Source organism: Streptomyces sp. NPDC048643 (assembly GCF_040650615.1).
Classification (GTDB): Bacteria; Actinomycetota; Actinomycetes; order Streptomycetales; family Streptomycetaceae; genus Streptomyces.
In genome coordinates this window covers 12440-29193 of sequence record NZ_JBEZHO010000080.1, presented here as the reverse complement: position 1 = coordinate 29193, position 16754 = coordinate 12440, and the positions used below count along the sequence as shown (strand labels likewise).

Below are 16754 nucleotides of genomic sequence, written 5' to 3'. Positions count from 1 at the left end.
CGAGGGTGAAGGTGAGGCCCGCCAAGAAGCCAGTGAGCACATCAGCATGGCGGGTGGCGATGGCGCCGACGAGCCAGGTGGCCGGGACGGGGGCCCTTGTACGTACTGCTCGGTGCCGGTGCCGGTGCCGGTGCCGGTGCCGGTGCCGGTGCGGCTACGGCAGCGCCAGCATCCGCTCCAGCGCCAGCTTCGCGAACGCCTCGGTCTCCTTGTCGACCTCGATCCGGTTGACGAGGTTGCCCTCGGCGAGGGACTCCAGGGTCCACACGAGGTGCGGCAGGTCGATGCGGTTCATCGTCGAGCAGAAGCAGACCGTCTTGTCGAGGAAGACGATCTCCTTGCCCTCGGGCGCGAAGCGCTTCGCGAGACGCCGCACGAGGTTCAGCTCGGTGCCGATCGCCCACTTCGAGCCGGCCGGGGCCGCCTCCAGGGCCTTGATGATGTACTCCGTGGAGCCGACGTAGTCCGCCGCCGCGACGACCTCGTGCCGGCACTCGGGGTGCACGAGGACGTTGACGCCGGGGATGCGCTCACGGACGTCGTTCACCGAATCCAGGCTGAAGCGCCCGTGCACGGAGCAGTGGCCGCGCCACAGGATCATCTTCGCGTCGCGCAGCTGCTCCGTGGTGAGGCCGCCGTTGGGCTTGTGCGGGTTGTAGAGCACGCAGTCGTCCAGGGACATGCCCATGTCGCGGACGGCGGTGTTGCGGCCGAGGTGCTGGTCGGGCAGGAAGAGCACCTTCGAACCCTGCTCGAAGGCCCACTCCAGGGCCCGCTCGGCGTTCGACGACGTGCAGATCGTGCCGCCGTGCTTGCCGGTGAACGCCTTGATGTCGGCGGACGAGTTCATGTACGAGACGGGCACGACCTGCTCGGCTATGCCGGCCTCGGTCAGCACGTCCCAGCACTCGGCGACCTGTTCGGCGGTGGCCATGTCGGCCATCGAGCAGCCCGCGGCGAGGTCCGGGAGGACGACCTTCTGGTCGTCGCCGGTGAGGATGTCCGCGGACTCGGCCATGAAGTGCACGCCGCAGAACACGATGTACTCGGCCTCCGGGCGGGCCGCCGCGTCCCGGGCCAGCTTGAAGGAGTCACCGGTCACGTCCGCGAACTGGATGACCTCGTCGCGCTGGTAGTGGTGGCCGAGCACGAAGACCTTGTCGCCGAGCTTCTCCTTCGCCGCGCGGGCGCGCTCGACGAGGTCCGGGTCGGACGGCGAGGGCAGGTCGCCGGGGCACTCGACGCCGCGCTCGCTCCTCGGGTCGGCCTCGCGGCCGAGCAGCAGCAGGGCGAGGGGCGTCGGCTGTACGTCGAGATCCTGGGTCTGGGCGGTGGTCACGACACGCACCCTTTCTGTTCTGCGGCTCGCCGGGCCCGTAAGGGAGCGGGCCGGCGGAACGATGCCTTTTCGTCGAATTGACGTTATCTATCATAACCGCTTCACGTCATGTTGACGATGTCCATAGCGTCCATGTGACGTGAATCCCGATCGCCGCTCCGGCGGGGTGGCCCGGGTGTGCGTGGGGTTGTCCACAGGCCGTGGCCCGTGCGCGGGCGTGTGTGCGAGCATGAACGGAGAAGGCAAAGACACGCACACGGCCCGGAATGAATCCGCGGCCCCGCCGGTTGCAATCGTCGGCAAGCAGTCTCCGTACAACCCGGGAGAGAAGCAGATGTCCGTATCGGACGAGACCACCACCGTGAGCGACGGCATCATCCTGTCCGACGCCGCCGCGGGCAAGGTCAAGGCCCTGCTCGACCAGGAAGGCCGTGAGGACCTGGCGCTGCGCGTCGCCGTTCAGCCCGGCGGCTGCTCCGGTCTGCGGTATCAGCTGTTCTTCGACGAGCGCTCCCTCGACGGCGACGTCGTGAAGGACTTCGGCGGCGTCAAGGTCGTCACCGACCGTATGAGCGCTCCGTACCTCGGCGGCGCCTCGATCGACTTCGTGGACACCATCGAGAAGCAGGGCTTCACGATCGACAACCCGAACGCGACCGGCTCCTGCGCCTGCGGCGACTCCTTCAGCTAGGACGGCACGGCCCGGCCGGGCCCGGCATCGACCGGGCCGGGGTTCGCCGGCGCCGACTGCCACTGAGCCGAGCCCGCGGCTCACGGCTCCGGCCGAACACGTCCGCACGCCGAGTACGGACGAAGGCGGCGTCCCCCTCCGACAGGGACGCCGCCTTCGTGTATCCGGAACCCGCGGGGCACCGGCCTCGGCCGGCACCCCCGCTCCCCGGTACGCCGCTAGCGCGGCCCCGGCTCGGTTGTTCCGGACGCCTCGGGGACGGTGACCCGCCCCTGGTGGATCGCCTGGCCGTCGCTCCCGACGACCGTCCGGCCGTCCAGCGGCGCGTCCAGCGACACCGTCTTCTCGTACATCTTGGCGATCAGGATGCAGACCTTGCTCCGCTCGGGCGTCTCCGTGACCGTGACGATCACCCGGTCCGAGCTCTCCTTCGCCGCGACCGTGTACTCGGCGCACACCCCACCCGTGAAGGCGACCGTCAGCCGCTTGTCGTCCGCGGTGTAGCCCTGGACCCGCACGTCCCGTGTGGTCGCCGACGGGGACGGCTGGTCGCCCGGCGACGTCGGAGCCGGACTGGGCTGCCCCGGCGACTCGGGAGCCGTCAGGAACTCCGGGTCGATCGCCGGATGCGTCACGGTGTAGGTGTCCCCGCCACCCGGCGCCCGCACCTCGAACAGCCACGACGGCACCAGTGCCTGCCGCCCGTCCGCCCGGTGCGCCGCCAGTCCGAAGGCCGCCCGCTCCACGGTCACCGACCGCGCTGTGCGCGCCGCGCTCGGGTGCTCGCACGGCATCTCGTCCCGGTCCTTCAGCGGTACGGGGCTGGCGCAGCCGCCGATCCCCATACGGCCGCCTCCCGACGGCGAGGCGCCCGACGCGGACCCGTTCATCAGGTCCAGCGTCCGCCGCGCGCCGACGACCGGGTACGTGTCCCCCTTCACCGGAGTCTTCAACTGGCCGCTGCCGCCGATGACATGACCCTCACCGTCGATCCGGAGGCCGGTCGTCCATCCATAGGTCGGCAGACCGCCCACCACCGGGTCGGCGTTCACCACCCGCACCCGGTCCATGAGTTGGGTCGCGTCGACCTTCGCCTCGTCCTGGCCCACGGCCTTGAGCACGGGAGCCGCCGCCTTCTTCGCCGCCGCCTCGCTGACCGGACCGGCTCCCGCCCCCGGCAGGCCGCCGGATCCGCCGGACCCGCCGGGCCGGCACGGCTTGCCCCGGGGGCAGTTGTCGGTCCCGGGGATCGCGTAGCTGAACGTCCAGGTGCCCGGAGCGTCCGCGTTCACCCGCAGATTGGGCTCCGAACCGTCCTTCACCGCACCGACCGTCCAGGCGTCCCCGACCAGCCGGGGTGTGCCCGCCAGGTCCAGCGCCTTCGCGAGCCGCTCCACCTCCGCCCGCGTCACGCTGCCCTCGGCCCAGTGGACCGGCGCGGAGCCGGGTCCGGCGGGCAGCTTCCCCTCGGCGCGGTAGGTCGTGCCGTAGGGGTCGGGTTCGCCGGGCGCGATGCCGTTCGAACCGCCGGTGGGTCCGGTGCTCGTGGTCGTCTCGGAGTAACCGTCGAGCGCGAGCGGCGGGGGAGTGCCGTCGCCGCCGGGCGTCCCGGAGGAGCCGCTGCCGCCGGCCGCGCTCGTGGCGACGTACGCGCCGCCGCCCCCGACGAGCAGCACCGCCGCGGCGACCGCGACGATCACGGGGGTGTGCCGACGGCGCGGCACGGCCGGACCGTCGTCCTCGTCGCTCTCCCCGGAAGGGGCCGAGGCCCGCGCTTCCCCGGAGTCCCCGGAGTCCCCGGAGTCCCCGGAGTCCCCGGAGTCCCCGGAGTCCCCGGAGTCCCCGGAGGGACGCCCGTCACGCGCCTCGGTGCCCTTCTCGGCGGGTTCCGCGACGGTGTCTTCGGCGGCGTCCTCGACAGGACCCCTGGCGTCACCCTCGACGGGATCGGTCGCGTCGTTGTCGGGTCGCTCGGTGCTCACCGCATCGCTCCTTCGGCTCCACTGCTGTCCCCTTGACGGGCCCTGTCGAAGACGGGCTCCGCAAGGTCGTACACCGCGTCCCCTTTACAGGGGACGGCGATGGGACGCAGCGGGGGAGCGCACGGTTCCCTGCGAGCGCTCCGCACGTTTCACCCGAACGGCGCCGCCGGGTCCTCACCCGGACGGCGGCACCGCTCCGGCGGCGCGCGTCAGTCGCCGTAGTCGGACATCCCGTCCAGCATCCGCGCGGAGGTGGACGGCACGGTCACCCCGTGGATGAGCGAGGGGGACACGGGAAGGGCGGAGACCGCCGTGGGAGCCGCCCAGTTTCCGGCCATCCGGGCACAGTCGCCGCGCAGCGTCGCGAGATCACCGTCCAGGTCGGCGGCCGGGCCGAGCGGAGCGGTGCCTGGGACCTTGAGGTTCGTCATACCGGAACCGTAGGCACGCCTGCCGCCACGAAGAAAGATCTACTATCGGGTAGTTTTGCCCGCTTCAGAGGCCCCGTGCCGACCCGGTAGCGTTAACTGTCAATCCCCTCCCCTCGCAGGAGCGTGTCCTAGCCGTGCGTATCGCAGTCACCGGCTCCATCGCCACCGACCACCTCATGACCTTTCCCGGCCGTTTCGCCGACCAGCTGGTCGCGGACCAGCTGCACACGGTCTCCCTGTCCTTCCTGGTCGACAACCTCGACGTCCGCCGGGGCGGGGTCGGCGCGAACATCGCGTTCGGCATGGGCCAGCTCGGCACCCGGCCGATCCTCGTCGGTGCGGCCGGCTCCGACTTCGCGGAGTACCGCGCCTGGCTGGACCGGCACGGCGTCGACACCGAATCCGTCCGCATCTCCGAGGTGCTGCACACCGCGCGCTTCGTGTGCACGACGGACGCCGACCACAACCAGATCGGCTCCTTCTACACGGGCGCGATGAGCGAGGCCCGCCTCATCGAACTCAAGTCCGTCGCGGACCGGGTCGGCGGTCTCGACCTCGTCCTGATCGGCGCGGACGACCCTGAGGGGATGCTCCGCCACACCGAGGAGTGCCGCTCCCGCGCGATCCCCTTCGCCGCCGACTTCTCGCAGCAGATCGCGCGCATGAACGGCGACGAGATCCGGATACTGCTGGACGGCGCGACGTACCTCTTCTCCAACGAGTACGAGAAGGGCCTCATCGAGTCCAAGACCGGCTGGACCGACGAGGAGATCCTCTCCAAGGTCGGCCACCGGGTGACCACCCTCGGCGCGCGCGGTGTCCGCATCGAGCGCGTCGGCGAGGACCCGATCGAGGTCGGCTGCCCGGAGGAGGAGCTCAAGGCGGACCCGACCGGCGTCGGCGACGCGTTCCGGGCCGGTTTCCTCTCCGGTCTCGCCTGGGGGGTCTCCCACGAGCGCGCCGCCCAGGTCGGCTGCATGCTCGCGACCCTCGTCATCGAGACGGTCGGCACGCAGGAGTACCAGCTGCGCCGCGGCCACTTCATGGACCGCTTCACCAAGGCGTACGGCCACGAGGCCGCCGCCGAGGTCCAGACGCACCTCTCCTAGCGCGACCGGCGGGCTCCGGGTCCCCCCGACAGCCCGCGGTGACCGACTAGGACAGCCGGCGGACCACATAGGCCGAGCCGTGGTCCGCCGGCTCCTCACCGACGTACTCCTGCCCCCGCATCTCGCACCACGCCGGGATGTCGAGCCGGGCCGCCTCGTCGTCGGCGAGGACCCGGACCGTGCCGCCGACCGGCACGTCCCCGATGACCTTGGCCAGTTCGATGACGGGGATCGGGCAGCGCCTGCCCAGCGCGTCGACCACCAGGGAGTCGACCGGGGCGGCGGCCTCCTCCACCGCCGACGTCGGCGCGCCGAGCCTCTCGCGCACGGCCGCGACCGTGTCCGGCAGCGCCGCGAGGAACCGCTCGACGTCCTCCTCCGGGGTTCCCGGCGGCAGCGACACCCGGACGTTGCCCTCGCTCAGGACGCCCATGGCCTTCAGGACGTGGCTCGGGGTGAGCGTGCTGCTCGTGCAGGACGAGCCCGAGGAGACGGAGAAGCCCACCCGGTCCAGCTCGTGCAGCAGTGTCTCCCCGTCGACATAGAGACAGGAGAAGGTGACGATCCCCGGCAGCCGCCGGGCCGGGTCGCCGACCACCTCGACGTCCGGGACCAGACCGGGCACCCGTACCCGGACCCGCTCCGTCAGTTCGCGCAGCCGCGCCGCCTCCCGCTCGGCCTCCGCGCGGACCGCGCGCAGCGAGGCGGCCGCCGCGACGACGGCCGGGATGTTCTCGAAACCGGGCGCCCGTCCCGACTCCCGCTCGTCCGCGGGCCCTTGGGGAGCGAACCGGGTTCCCTTGCGCACCACGAGCAGTCCGACCCCCGAAGGTCCGCCCCACTTGTGGGCACTTGCCGTCAGCAGGGACCAGTCGCCCTCCACCCGGCCCCAGCCCAGCGACTGCGCCGCGTCCACCAGGAGCGGCACACCCGCCCCCCGGCACACCTGTGCCACCTCGGCCACCGGCTGCTCGGTGCCCACCTCGTGGTTGGCCGACTGCAGACAGGCCAGCGCGGTGTCGGCGCGCAGGGCCTGCGCGTACGAAGAAGGGGACACCCGGCCCGTCCGGTCGACCGGGATCCGTGTCGCCGTGCCGCCCGACACCTCGTGCAGCTCTGCCGAATGGAGTACCGACGAGTGTTCGACGGCTGACACGATCAGGTGGCCTCCGACGCGCCGGCGGCCCGCCAGGGCGCCCGCGATCCCGGTGTGCACCGCGCGGGTTCCGGAGGTGGTGAAGGTCAGCTCGTCGGGGCGGCAGCCGACCGCGTCGGCCGCCGCCTCGCGCGCGGCGTCGAGCAGCAACCGGGCCCGCCGTCCCTCCCGGTACAGGCGGGCGGGGTCGGCCCACCCCTCGTCGAGCGAGGCCTGCAGGGCCTGTCGGGCGACGGGGTGCAGCGGAGCCGCGGACGCGGCGTCGAAGTAGGACACGCCACCACGCTAGTCCGTCGCCCCAAAGGGCCGTCAGAAGGCATCCGGAGTGGGGCATTCCAGGACGGGGGAGAGCGCCTCACCGGCGAAACAGCACTCCTTCGGGGAGTCGGGCGGCGCGTTGGGCACCCTCCCCGCGCGACCCCAAATAGCGTCCAGTAGGGTTTGGTCCGCATAAACATCCAAACCCCTGCCCGACGCAGGGCGGCGACCGACCAGCGAGAAGGCCGCAGCCAACAGCGCGGGCGAGACTCTCGGGAAGGCGCTACGTGAGTCCCAACGGCTCCGACCTCCCCCACGCCCTGGGGGGCGCGGGCGGTACCCCCACGCCGCGGCGCCCGATGCGGCGGAAGCTGCTGCAGGCAATGACTGCGGGCCTGGTCCTGGCGACAGCCACTGGTTGCTCGTACAACTGGGAAGACTTCCCCCGCCTTGGTATGCCCACCCCGGTGACGGATGAGGCTCCGCGGATCCTCTCCCTCTGGCAGGGCTCGTGGGCGGCCGCGCTCGCCACGGGCGTGCTGGTCTGGGGCCTGATCCTGTGGAGCGTCGTCTTCCATCGGCGCAGCCGGACCAAGGTCGAAGTTCCTCAGCAGACCCGGTACAACATGCCCATCGAGGCGTTGTACACCGTGGTCCCGCTCATCATCGTCTCGGTGCTGTTCTACTTCACCGCCCGCGACGAGACGAAGCTCCTCAGCCTCGACAAGAAGCCCGACGTCACGGTCAACGTGGTGGGCTTCCAGTGGAGCTGGGGCTTCAACTACGTCGCGGACGTCCCCGGCTCCACCGGGAACGCCAAGACAGATCCGAACCTGGCGGCCATTCCGGACCGGTTCAAGAAGCAGTTCCCGGCGAACGCCGGCGGTGTCTACGACGTCGGCACGCCCGGCACGAAGAACCCGCAGACGGGCAACCCGGGTCCGACCCTCTGGCTCCCCAAGGGCAAGACGGTCCGCTTCGTCCTCACTTCGCGTGACGTCATCCACTCCTTCTGGGTGGTGCCGTTCCTCATGAAGCAGGACGTCATCCCGGGGCACACCAACTCCTTCCAGGTGACCCCGAACCACGAGGGCACCTTCCTGGGCAAGTGCGCCGAGCTGTGCGGCGTCGACCACTCCCGGATGCTCTTCAACGTGAAGGTCGTCTCCCCCGAGCGCTACGAGGCCCACCTCAAGGAGCTCGCGGCGAAGGGACAGACCGGTTACGTCCCGGCCGGCATTGAGCAGACGGGCCACGAGAAGAACCGGGAGACGAACAACCTGTGAGCATCCTCAACGAACCCCAGGGTGCCGACGCAGCCGAAGACTCGTACGAGAGCGAGCTGCCGGTTCGGCGCAAGCAGCCCGGCAGTGTTGTGATCAAGTGGCTCACCACCACCGACCACAAGACGATCGGCACGTTGTATCTGGTCACGTCGTTCGCGTTCTTCTGCATCGGCGGCGTCATGGCGCTGCTGATGCGCGCCGAACTGGCGCGCCCCGGACTGCAGATCATGTCGAACGAGCAGTTCAACCAGGCGTTCACGATGCACGGCACGATCATGCTGCTGATGTTCGCGACGCCGCTGTTCGCCGGTTTCACGAACTGGATCATGCCGCTGCAGATCGGCGCGCCCGACGTGGCGTTCCCGCGGCTGAACATGTTCGCCTACTGGCTCTACCTGTTCGGCTCGACGATCGCGGTCGGTGGCTTCCTCACCCCGCAGGGTGCGGCCGACTTCGGCTGGTTCGCCTACAGCCCGCTGTCCGACGCGGTCCGCTCGCCGGGCATCGGCGCCGACATGTGGATCATGGGTCTGGCCTTCTCCGGCTTCGGCACCATCCTCGGCGCGGTCAACTTCATCACCACGATCATCTGCATGCGCGCTCCCGGCATGACGATGTTCCGCATGCCGATCTTCGTCTGGAACGTGCTGCTCACCGCCGTACTGGTGCTGCTCGCCTTCCCCGTTCTCGCGGCGGCCCTGTTCGCCCTGGAGGCGGATCGAAAATTCGGGGCACACGTCTTCGATGCGGCCAACGGTGGAGCGCTGCTCTGGCAACACCTCTTCTGGTTCTTCGGCCATCCAGAGGTGTACATCATCGCGCTGCCGTTCTTCGGCATCATCTCCGAGGTCATCCCGGTGTTCTCCCGTAAGCCGATGTTCGGCTACATGGGTCTCATCGGCGCGACCATCGCGATCGCCGGTCTGTCCGTGACCGTGTGGGCGCACCACATGTATGTCACCGGTGGCGTACTGCTCCCGTTCTTCTCCTTCATGACGTTCCTCATCGCCGTACCGACGGGCGTGAAGTTCTTCAACTGGATCGGAACGATGTGGAAGGGCTCGTTGTCCTTCGAGACACCGATGCTCTGGGCCGTCGGCTTCCTCATCACCTTCACCTTCGGTGGTCTGACCGGCGTCATCCTGGCCTCGCCGCCGATGGACTTCCACGTCTCGGACTCGTACTTCGTGGTGGCGCACTTCCACTACGTGGTGTTCGGCACCGTGGTGTTCGCGATGTTCTCCGGCTTCCACTTCTGGTGGCCGAAGATGACGGGCAAGATGCTCGACGAGCGGCTCGGCAAGATCACCTTCTGGACGCTGTTCGTGGGCTTCCACGGCACGTTCCTGGTGCAGCACTGGCTGGGTGCCGAGGGCATGCCGCGTCGCTACGCGGACTACCTCGCGGCCGACGGCTTCACCGCGCTGAACACGATCTCGACGATCAGCTCGTTCCTGCTCGGCCTGTCGATCCTGCCGTTCCTCTACAACGTGTGGAAGACGGCCAAGTACGGCAAGAAGGTCGAGGTCGACGACCCGTGGGGCTACGGCCGCTCGCTGGAGTGGGCCACCTCGTGCCCGCCGCCGCGGCACAACTTCCTCACCCTGCCGCGGATCCGCAGTGAATCCCCGGCGTTCGACCTGCACCACCCCGAGATCGCCGCGCTCGACCAGCTCGAGCACGCCGGTTCCGGATCGTCGGCTCTCGCTGGTGGCAAGGAGGCCGGCAAGTGAAGGTCCAAGGCAAGATGTTCCTCTGGCTCGCCGCGTTCATCCTCGTCATGGGGATCGTCTACGGCGTGTGGTCCAAGGAGCCGGCCGGCACCACGGCGCTCTTCATGGGCTTCGGCCTGAGCGTGATGATCGGCTACTACCTGGCCTTCACGGCCCGGCGGGTCGACCAGCTGGCGCAGGACAACAAGGAGGCGGACGTCGCCGACGAGGCCGGCGAGGTGGGCTTCTTCAGCCCGCACAGCTGGCAGCCGCTCGCGCTCGGCGTCGGTGGCGCCCTGGCCTTCATGGGCGTCGTCTTCGGCTGGTGGCTGCTCTACTTCTCGGCCCCGATCATCGTGATCGGCCTGTGGGGCTGGGTCTTCGAGTACTACCACGGTGAGAACCGCACCCAGTAGCACGCGCTGAACCCCGGGGAGCCCGGACACTCCGTCAGGAGAGTCCGGGCTCCCTCGTTTGCCACGCCTTCCGTCCCTCACTCGGCCCACCCGGCGCGCCGTCCTCGACGGGCGTTCATAGCGTGAGCTCATGAACCACTCACCGCGAATCCGCACGGTCGTCAGCTGCACCGCGCTGGTGGTCGCCCTCGGAGCGGGCGCCACCGCCTGCGGCTCCGACGGCCACCCGCTCTCGGCGAAGCCGTACGACGCGGCGGGACAGATCTCGTTCAACGGCCCCGTCGGAGAGAGCAAGAAGCCCGGCAAGGTCGACCCCGACAAGCCGCTCGAAATCACCTCCGAGGATGACGACGGGCGCATCACCGACGTGACGGCCACCGACGCGTCAGGACGCTATGTGGCGGGCGAACTGTCCGCCGACGGCAGTCGCTGGCACAGCACGTCCCCGCTGGCCGCAGGAGCCCACTACACGGTCCGGGTGAGCACCGAGGACGAGGACGGCGCCCCCGGGCGCAAGGTCCTCGGCTTCGACACCAGCACACCCAAGACCAAGAAGACGCTCGACGTCGAGTTCGGCCCCAAGGCCGGCAAGTACGGGGTGGGTCAGCCCGTCACCGCCGAACTGAGCGCCCCCGTCAAGGACAAGGCGGCCCGCGCCGTCGTCGAGCGCGCACTCAAGGTCGACTCCACCCCCGCCGTGGAGGGCACCTGGCACTGGGTGGACGACAAGACGCTCCACTACCGCCCCAAGGAGTACTGGCCCACCCACGCCACCATCACGGCACACAGCAACCTCGCCGGCATCAAGATCGGTGAGCGGCTGTGGGGCGGCAACGCCAAGACGCTGAAGCTCACCACCGGCGACCGGCTCATCGCCGTCACCGACGCCGCGTCGCACGAGATGACGGTCTACCGCAACGGCGACCAGATCAACGAGATCCCCGTCACCACCGGCAAGCCCGGCTTCGAGACCCGCAACGGCGTCAAGGTCGTGCTGGGCAAGGAGTACTTCGTACAGATGCGCGGTACCAGCATCGGTATCGCCGAGGGCAGTTCGGACTCGTACGACCTGCCCGTGTACTACGCCACCCGGGTGACCTGGAGCGGCGAGTACGTGCACGCCGCGCCCTGGTCGACCGGCTCGCAGGGGTCCGCCAACGTCAGCCACGGCTGCACCGGCATGAGCACCAGCAACGCCGAGTGGTTCTTCGACACCTTCAACGAGGGTGACGTCGTCAAGGTCGTCAACTCGGACGGCGACATGATGGACCCGTTCGGCAACGGCTTCGGCGACTGGAACCTCGACTGGAAGAACTGGCGCGAGGGCAGCGCGCTCGTGGGCGGTTCACCGGACGCCCCGACTCCGGCCGAGCGCGCGAGGCTTCGCCCCGAGAGTGTGTGAGACCGCGCCCCTCGCGGGGCGCGGGTTCTCAGACGCTCTGCAGGTTCTTGCGGCGCAGCAGGGTGGCCAGGGAGGCGGCGAACTCCACCGGGTCGACCGGAAGGGTGACCGCGGCGTCCGCACGGCTCCAGGTGGCCAGCCAGGCGTCCTGCGGGCGCCCGATGAGGACGAGCGCGGGCGGGCAGTCGAAGACCTCGTCCTTGATCTGCCGGCAGACGCCCATGCCGCCCAGCGGAACCGCCTCGCCGTCCAGCACGCACACGTCGATGCCGCCCTTGTCGAGCTCCATGACGACGGCGGCCGGCGTCGCGCACTCGACGAACTCCACGAGGGGAACGTCCGGAGCGGGCCTGCGCCCGGTGGCGAGCCGCACCTGCGCGCGGGTGTTGGAGTCGTCGCTGTAGACCAGCACCGTGGCGGTCGGCTGCATTCTTCCTCCGGGACGTCGGCGTCGTACGGACATGAAGCGGCCGGGCCGGCCGGAGCCTGCCCGATGCGCGGATGCTACTCCCTTGAACACCTCGTCAACACCGGTTCGGACAGGGCTTCGATGGGCCATACGGGCTGGACACACCCCGTCAACACTCCGAACGGCACCCCCCGGGGTGAGGGCGGGATAAGCGACCGACATAATGTCGGTCGTGGCGACAGCAACGACAGTAGAAACCGGGCACGCGCACCCGTCGGTCAATCGGCCGAACCTCACCAGCGTCGGAACCATCATCTGGCTGAGTTCCGAGCTGATGTTCTTCGCGGCCCTCTTCGCGATGTACTTCACCCTGCGATCGGTGACCGGGCCGGATCACTGGAAGGAAATGGCGTCCAGCCTGAACCTTCCGTTCTCGGCGACGAACACCACGATCCTGGTGCTCTCCTCCCTGACCTGTCAGCTCGGCGTCTTCGCCGCCGAGCGCGGGGACGTGAAGAAGCTCAGGATGTGGTTCACCGTCACCTTCATCATGGGTGCGATCTTCATCGGCGGTCAGGTCTTCGAGTACACCGAACTGGTCAAGAAGGACGGGCTCTCGCTCTCCTCCGACCCGTACGGCTCGGTGTTCTACCTGACCACCGGCTTCCACGGACTGCATGTGACGGGCGGACTCATCGCCTTCCTGCTGGTCCTTGGTCGCACCTATGCGGCTCGGAGGTTCACTCACGAGCAGGCAACCGCCGCCATCGTCGTGTCCTACTACTGGCACTTCGTCGATGTCGTCTGGATCGGCCTCTTCGCCACGATCTACCTGATCAAGTAATCGGGCCCGGCGCCCGAAACATCCAGAAGCACCGACGCAGAAGATCCTGACACCGGGGTAATCCGTGAAAAAGCTCTCCGCACGACGACGCCATCCGCTGGCGGCGGTCGTCGTCCTACTCCTCGCGCTGGCGGCCACCGGGGGGCTCTACGCCGCGTTCGCACCCGCGGGCAAGGCGCAGGCCGATGAAACCGCCCAGTCCCTCGCCATCACCGAGGGCAAGAAGCTGTACGCCGTGGGCTGCGCAAGCTGCCACGGAACCGGCGGTCAGGGCACCTCCGACGGGCCGAGCCTGGTGGGAGTGGGCGCCGCGGCGGTCGACTTCCAGGTCGGCACCGGACGTATGCCGGCCCAGCAGCCCGGCGCGCAGATCCCGAAGAAGAAGGTCATCTACTCGCAGGCCGAGATCGACCAGCTCGCGGCGTTCATCGCCTCGCTCGGCGCCGGTCCTTCGGTCCCGACGAAGAGCCAGGTCAGTCCCGAGGGCGCGGACATCGCCAAGGGTGGCGAACTGTTCCGCACCAACTGCGCCCAGTGCCACAACTTCACCGGCAAGGGCGGCGCGCTGACCCACGGCAAGTTCGCGCCGACTCTTGAGGGTGTCGACCCGAAGCACATCTACGAGGCCATGCAGACGGGCCCGCAGAACATGCCGTCCTTCCCCGACACCACGCTGACGGAGAAGAACAAGAAGGACATCATCGCGTACCTCGACGCGGTCAACGGTGACAACACCGAGAGCCCCGGCGGTCTCGAACTGGGCGGCCTCGGGCCGGTCAGCGAGGGCCTGTTCGGCTGGATCTTCGGACTTGGCACCCTGGTCGCCGTCGCCGTCTGGGTCGCCGCTCGGACCGCAAAGGCCAAGAAGTCATGAGTAGCCAAGACATTCCAGAAGAGAACGTGCCCGCTGAGCGGGCCACCGACGACCACGCCGGTCACGGTCATGCCTCGGTAGCCGTCGCGGACGAGCAGAACCCGTTCGCGGACCCGGGGCTGCCGCCCCACGAGCACCGCATCCAGGACATCGACGAGCGGGCCGCCAGGCGGTCCGAGCGACTGGTCGCCCTGCTGTTCGTGCTGTCGATGCTGGCGACGGTCGCCTTCATCGTCGCGTACGTGGCGATCCCCAACGACAAGTCGATCTACGTCTTCCCGATCGGTCACATCAGCGCGCTGAACTTCACGCTGGGTCTGACGCTCGGGGTGGCGCTGTTCGCGATCGGCGCGGGCGCGGTCCACTGGGCCCGCACCCTGATGTCCGACGTGGAGATCGCCGACGAGCGTCACGCGATCGAGGCGGAGCCCGAGGTCAAGGCCAAGGTCCTGGCCGACTTCAAGCAGGGTGCCAAGGAGTCCGCGCTCGGCCGTCGCAAGCTGATCCGCAACACGATGTTCGGCGCGCTGGCCCTGTTCCCGCTCTCCGGCGTCATGCTGCTGCGCGACCTCGGTCCGCTGCCCGGCACCAAGCTCCGCCACACCCTGTGGTCCAAGGGCAAGCTCCTCGTCAACATGAACACCAACGAGCCGCTCCGTCCCTCGGACGTGGCCGTCGGTTCTCTGACCTTCGTCAAGCCCGAGGGCCTGGAGGAGCACGACGAGGACTTCCAGAAGGAGATCGCCAAGGCGGCCCTGATGATCATCCGGCTCCAGCCGGACAACATCAAGGACAAGCAGGAACTCGAGTGGTCCTACCAGGGCATCGTGGCGTACTCGAAGATCTGCACCCACGTCGGCTGCCCGATCTCGCTGTACGAGCAGCAGACGCACCACGCGCTGTGCCCGTGCCACCAGTCCACCTTCGACCTCTCCGACGGTGCCCGAGTCATCTTCGGCCCGGCCGGTCACCCGCTGCCGCAGCTGCGCATCGGCGTGAACGATGAGGGTTACCTCGAAGCGCTCGGCGACTTCGAAGTGCCCGTCGGTCCTGCATTCTGGGAGCGCGGATGAGCACTACCACCACCTCCGACTCGCGCTCGCGCGAGAAGGCGCCCGCCGGTGAGCGGGTAGCCGACTGGGCCGACGGCCGCCTGGGGATCTACTCCCTGGCCAAGGCCAACATGCGCAAGATCTTTCCCGACCACTGGTCGTTCATGCTGGGTGAGATCTGCCTCTACAGCTTCATCATCATCATCCTCACGGGTGTGTACCTGACGCTGTTCTTCCACCCCTCGATGAACGAGGTGGAGTACCACGGCAGCTACGTCCCGCTGCAGGGACAGCTGATGTCCGAGGCGTTCAACTCGACCATGCACATCTCCTTCGATGTGCGCGGTGGTCTGCTGATCCGTCAGATCCACCACTGGGCCGCGCTGATCTTCCTCGCCGGCATGTTCGTGCACATGATGCGCGTGTTCTTCACGGGTGCGTTCCGCAAGCCCCGTGAGGTCAACTGGGTCTTCGGATTCCTGCTGTTCGTCCTCGGCATGTTCACCGGCTTCACCGGTTACTCGCTCCCGGACGACCTGCTCTCCGGCACCGGTGTCCGCTTCATGGAGGGCGCGGTCCTGTCCGTGCCGATCGTCGGCACGTACCTGTCGTTCTTCCTCTTCGGCGGCGAGTTCCCGGGCGGCGACTTCGTGGCCCGCTTCTACTCGGTGCACGTGCTGCTGCTGCCGGGCATCATGCTCGGCCTGGTCGTCGGCCACCTGATCCTGGTCTTCTACCACAAGCACACCCAGTTCGCGGGCCCCGGCAAGACGAACAAGAACGTCGTCGGCATGCCGCTGCTGCCGGTCTACATGGCCAAGGCCGGAGGCTTCTTCTTCCTGGTCTTCGGTGTCATCGCGGCCATCGCGGCGGTCGCCTCGATCAACCCGATCTGGTCGCTCGGCCCCTACCGTCCGGACCAGGTGTCCACGGGCGCCCAGCCGGACTGGTACATGGGCTTCTCCGAGGGCCTGATCCGTGTCATGCCGGGCTGGGAGATCAACCTCTGGGGTCACACGCTCGTCCTGGGCGTGTTCATCCCGCTGGTCATCTTCCCGCTGGTCCTGGTCGCGATCGCGGTCTACCCGTTCATCGAGTCCTGGGTCACCGGGGACAAGCGCGAGCACCACATCCTGGACCGCCCGCGCAACGTCCCGACCCGGACCGCGTTCGGCGTCGCCTGGATCAGCTGGTACTTCGTGCTCCTCGTCGGCGGCGGCAACGACATCTGGGCCACGCACTTCCACCTGGCGATCAACTCGATCACCTGGTTCGTGCGTATCGCCTTCTTCGTCGTGCCGGTGCTCACGTTCCTCGCCACCAAGCGGATCTGCCTCGGCCTCCAGCGCCGGGACCGGGACAAGGTGCTGCACGGCCGCGAGTCGGGCATCATCAAGCGCCTGCCGCACGGTGAGTTCATCGAGGTGCACGAGCCGCTCAGCCAGGACGCGCTGCACACGCTCACCGCGCACGATCAGTACAAGCCGGCCGAGATCGGCCCGGCGGTCGACGAGAACGGTGTCGAGCGCAAGGTCAACAGCGCGCAGAAGCTGCGCGCCAAGATGAGCAAGGGCTTCTACGGGGAGGACAACCAGATCCCCAAGCCCACCGTCGAGGAGTACAAGGAGATCACGAGCGGCCACGGCCACCACTGATCCCCGCGACACCCCCGGTTCGCCACGGCAGGAGCCCCGTCCACGGACGGGGCTCTTCGCCGTCTCCGGGGCTGGATAGGGTGGACTCACCCCCGTGCTGCGGGGCGAACCCACTCGCATGACCCATGAACCCAGGAG

At 68.7% G+C, this 16754-nt stretch carries 15 protein-coding genes; 10 read left to right on the top strand and 5 right to left on the bottom strand.

Annotated elements, in window-relative coordinates:
- Positions 1 to 154: 154 nt before the first annotated feature.
- Positions 155 to 1339 (bottom strand): quinolinate synthase NadA, encoded by a 1185-nt coding sequence (gene nadA, locus AB0C62_RS40410; protein ID WP_362982071.1) that lies wholly within the window; start codon positions 1337 to 1339, stop codon positions 155 to 157.
- Positions 1340 to 1673: 334 nt separating this feature from the next.
- Between nadA and AB0C62_RS40405 the strand changes: the two genes are divergently transcribed.
- Positions 1674 to 2030, top strand: a complete 357-nt coding sequence (locus AB0C62_RS40405) for an iron-sulfur cluster assembly accessory protein (protein WP_081216804.1) — start codon at positions 1674 to 1676, stop codon at positions 2028 to 2030.
- A gap of 218 nt (positions 2031 to 2248) precedes the next feature.
- On the opposite strand, the gene AB0C62_RS40400 is transcribed toward AB0C62_RS40405, so the two are convergent.
- Positions 2249 to 4012 carry a hypothetical protein gene (locus tag AB0C62_RS40400; RefSeq protein ID WP_362982069.1) on the bottom strand — a complete coding sequence of 588 codons (1764 nt, stop codon included), beginning with the start codon at positions 4010 to 4012 and terminating at the stop codon, positions 2249 to 2251.
- Positions 4013 to 4221: 209 nt separating this feature from the next.
- Positions 4222 to 4443: a hypothetical protein gene (locus AB0C62_RS40395; protein WP_362982067.1), complete on the bottom strand. Its 222-nt coding sequence runs from the start codon at positions 4441 to 4443 to the stop codon at positions 4222 to 4224.
- 134 nt (positions 4444 to 4577) lie between these two features.
- On the opposite strand from AB0C62_RS40395, the gene AB0C62_RS40390 reads away from it, so the two are divergent.
- Positions 4578 to 5552: a carbohydrate kinase family protein gene (locus AB0C62_RS40390; protein WP_362982065.1), complete on the top strand. Its 975-nt coding sequence runs from the start codon at positions 4578 to 4580 to the stop codon at positions 5550 to 5552.
- A gap of 46 nt (positions 5553 to 5598) precedes the next feature.
- On the opposite strand, the gene AB0C62_RS40385 is transcribed toward AB0C62_RS40390, so the two are convergent.
- Positions 5599 to 6984, bottom strand: a complete 1386-nt coding sequence (locus tag AB0C62_RS40385) for an aminotransferase class V-fold PLP-dependent enzyme (RefSeq protein ID WP_362982063.1) — start codon at positions 6982 to 6984, stop codon at positions 5599 to 5601.
- Between the two features lie 341 nt (positions 6985 to 7325).
- Here AB0C62_RS40385 and coxB point away from each other — a divergent pair, with 341 nt between their 5' ends.
- The 4 genes from coxB (at position 7326) to AB0C62_RS40365 (ending at position 11782) form a co-directional block, all read left to right on the top strand.
- Positions 7326 to 8252: a cytochrome c oxidase subunit II gene (gene coxB, locus AB0C62_RS40380; protein WP_081221510.1), complete on the top strand. Its 927-nt coding sequence runs from the start codon at positions 7326 to 7328 to the stop codon at positions 8250 to 8252.
- Complete coding sequence (gene ctaD / locus AB0C62_RS40375) at positions 8249 to 9985, top strand: cytochrome c oxidase subunit I (protein WP_081216799.1); 1737 nt, start codon at positions 8249 to 8251, stop codon at positions 9983 to 9985. Before coxB ends, ctaD begins: the two co-directional genes overlap by 4 nt.
- On the top strand, positions 9982 to 10380 hold the full coding sequence (locus AB0C62_RS40370; protein WP_081216798.1) for a cytochrome c oxidase subunit 4: 399 nt from the start codon (positions 9982 to 9984) through the stop codon (positions 10378 to 10380). The genes ctaD and AB0C62_RS40370 overlap by 4 nt, the downstream gene beginning before the upstream one ends.
- Positions 10381 to 10510: 130 nt before the next feature.
- A complete protein-coding gene (locus AB0C62_RS40365) occupies positions 10511 to 11782 on the top strand; it encodes an Ig-like domain-containing protein (RefSeq protein WP_362982061.1) in 1272 nt (423 codons plus the stop codon).
- Between the two features lie 28 nt (positions 11783 to 11810).
- Here AB0C62_RS40365 and AB0C62_RS40360 read toward each other — a convergent pair whose 3' ends face one another.
- Positions 11811 to 12212 carry a response regulator transcription factor gene (locus tag AB0C62_RS40360; RefSeq protein WP_081216796.1) on the bottom strand — a complete coding sequence of 134 codons (402 nt, stop codon included), beginning with the start codon at positions 12210 to 12212 and terminating at the stop codon, positions 11811 to 11813.
- A 202-nt stretch (positions 12213 to 12414) separates the two neighbouring features.
- On the opposite strand from AB0C62_RS40360, the gene AB0C62_RS40355 reads away from it, so the two are divergent.
- The 4 genes from AB0C62_RS40355 (at position 12415) to AB0C62_RS40340 (ending at position 16616) form a co-directional block, all read left to right on the top strand.
- Positions 12415 to 13035 (top strand): heme-copper oxidase subunit III, encoded by a 621-nt coding sequence (locus AB0C62_RS40355; protein WP_081216795.1) that lies wholly within the window; start codon positions 12415 to 12417, stop codon positions 13033 to 13035.
- A 64-nt stretch (positions 13036 to 13099) separates the two neighbouring features.
- Entirely contained in the window at positions 13100 to 13909 is an 810-nt protein-coding gene (locus tag AB0C62_RS40350; RefSeq protein WP_164373931.1) for a c-type cytochrome, read from the top strand.
- Positions 13906 to 14982, top strand: a complete 1077-nt coding sequence (locus tag AB0C62_RS40345) for a Rieske 2Fe-2S domain-containing protein (protein ID WP_362982059.1) — start codon at positions 13906 to 13908, stop codon at positions 14980 to 14982. Before AB0C62_RS40350 ends, AB0C62_RS40345 begins: the two co-directional genes overlap by 4 nt.
- Positions 14979 to 16616, top strand: a complete 1638-nt coding sequence (locus AB0C62_RS40340) for a cytochrome bc complex cytochrome b subunit (protein ID WP_362982057.1) — start codon at positions 14979 to 14981, stop codon at positions 16614 to 16616. The genes AB0C62_RS40345 and AB0C62_RS40340 overlap by 4 nt, the downstream gene beginning before the upstream one ends.
- The last annotated feature ends 138 nt before the right edge of the window (positions 16617 to 16754 follow it).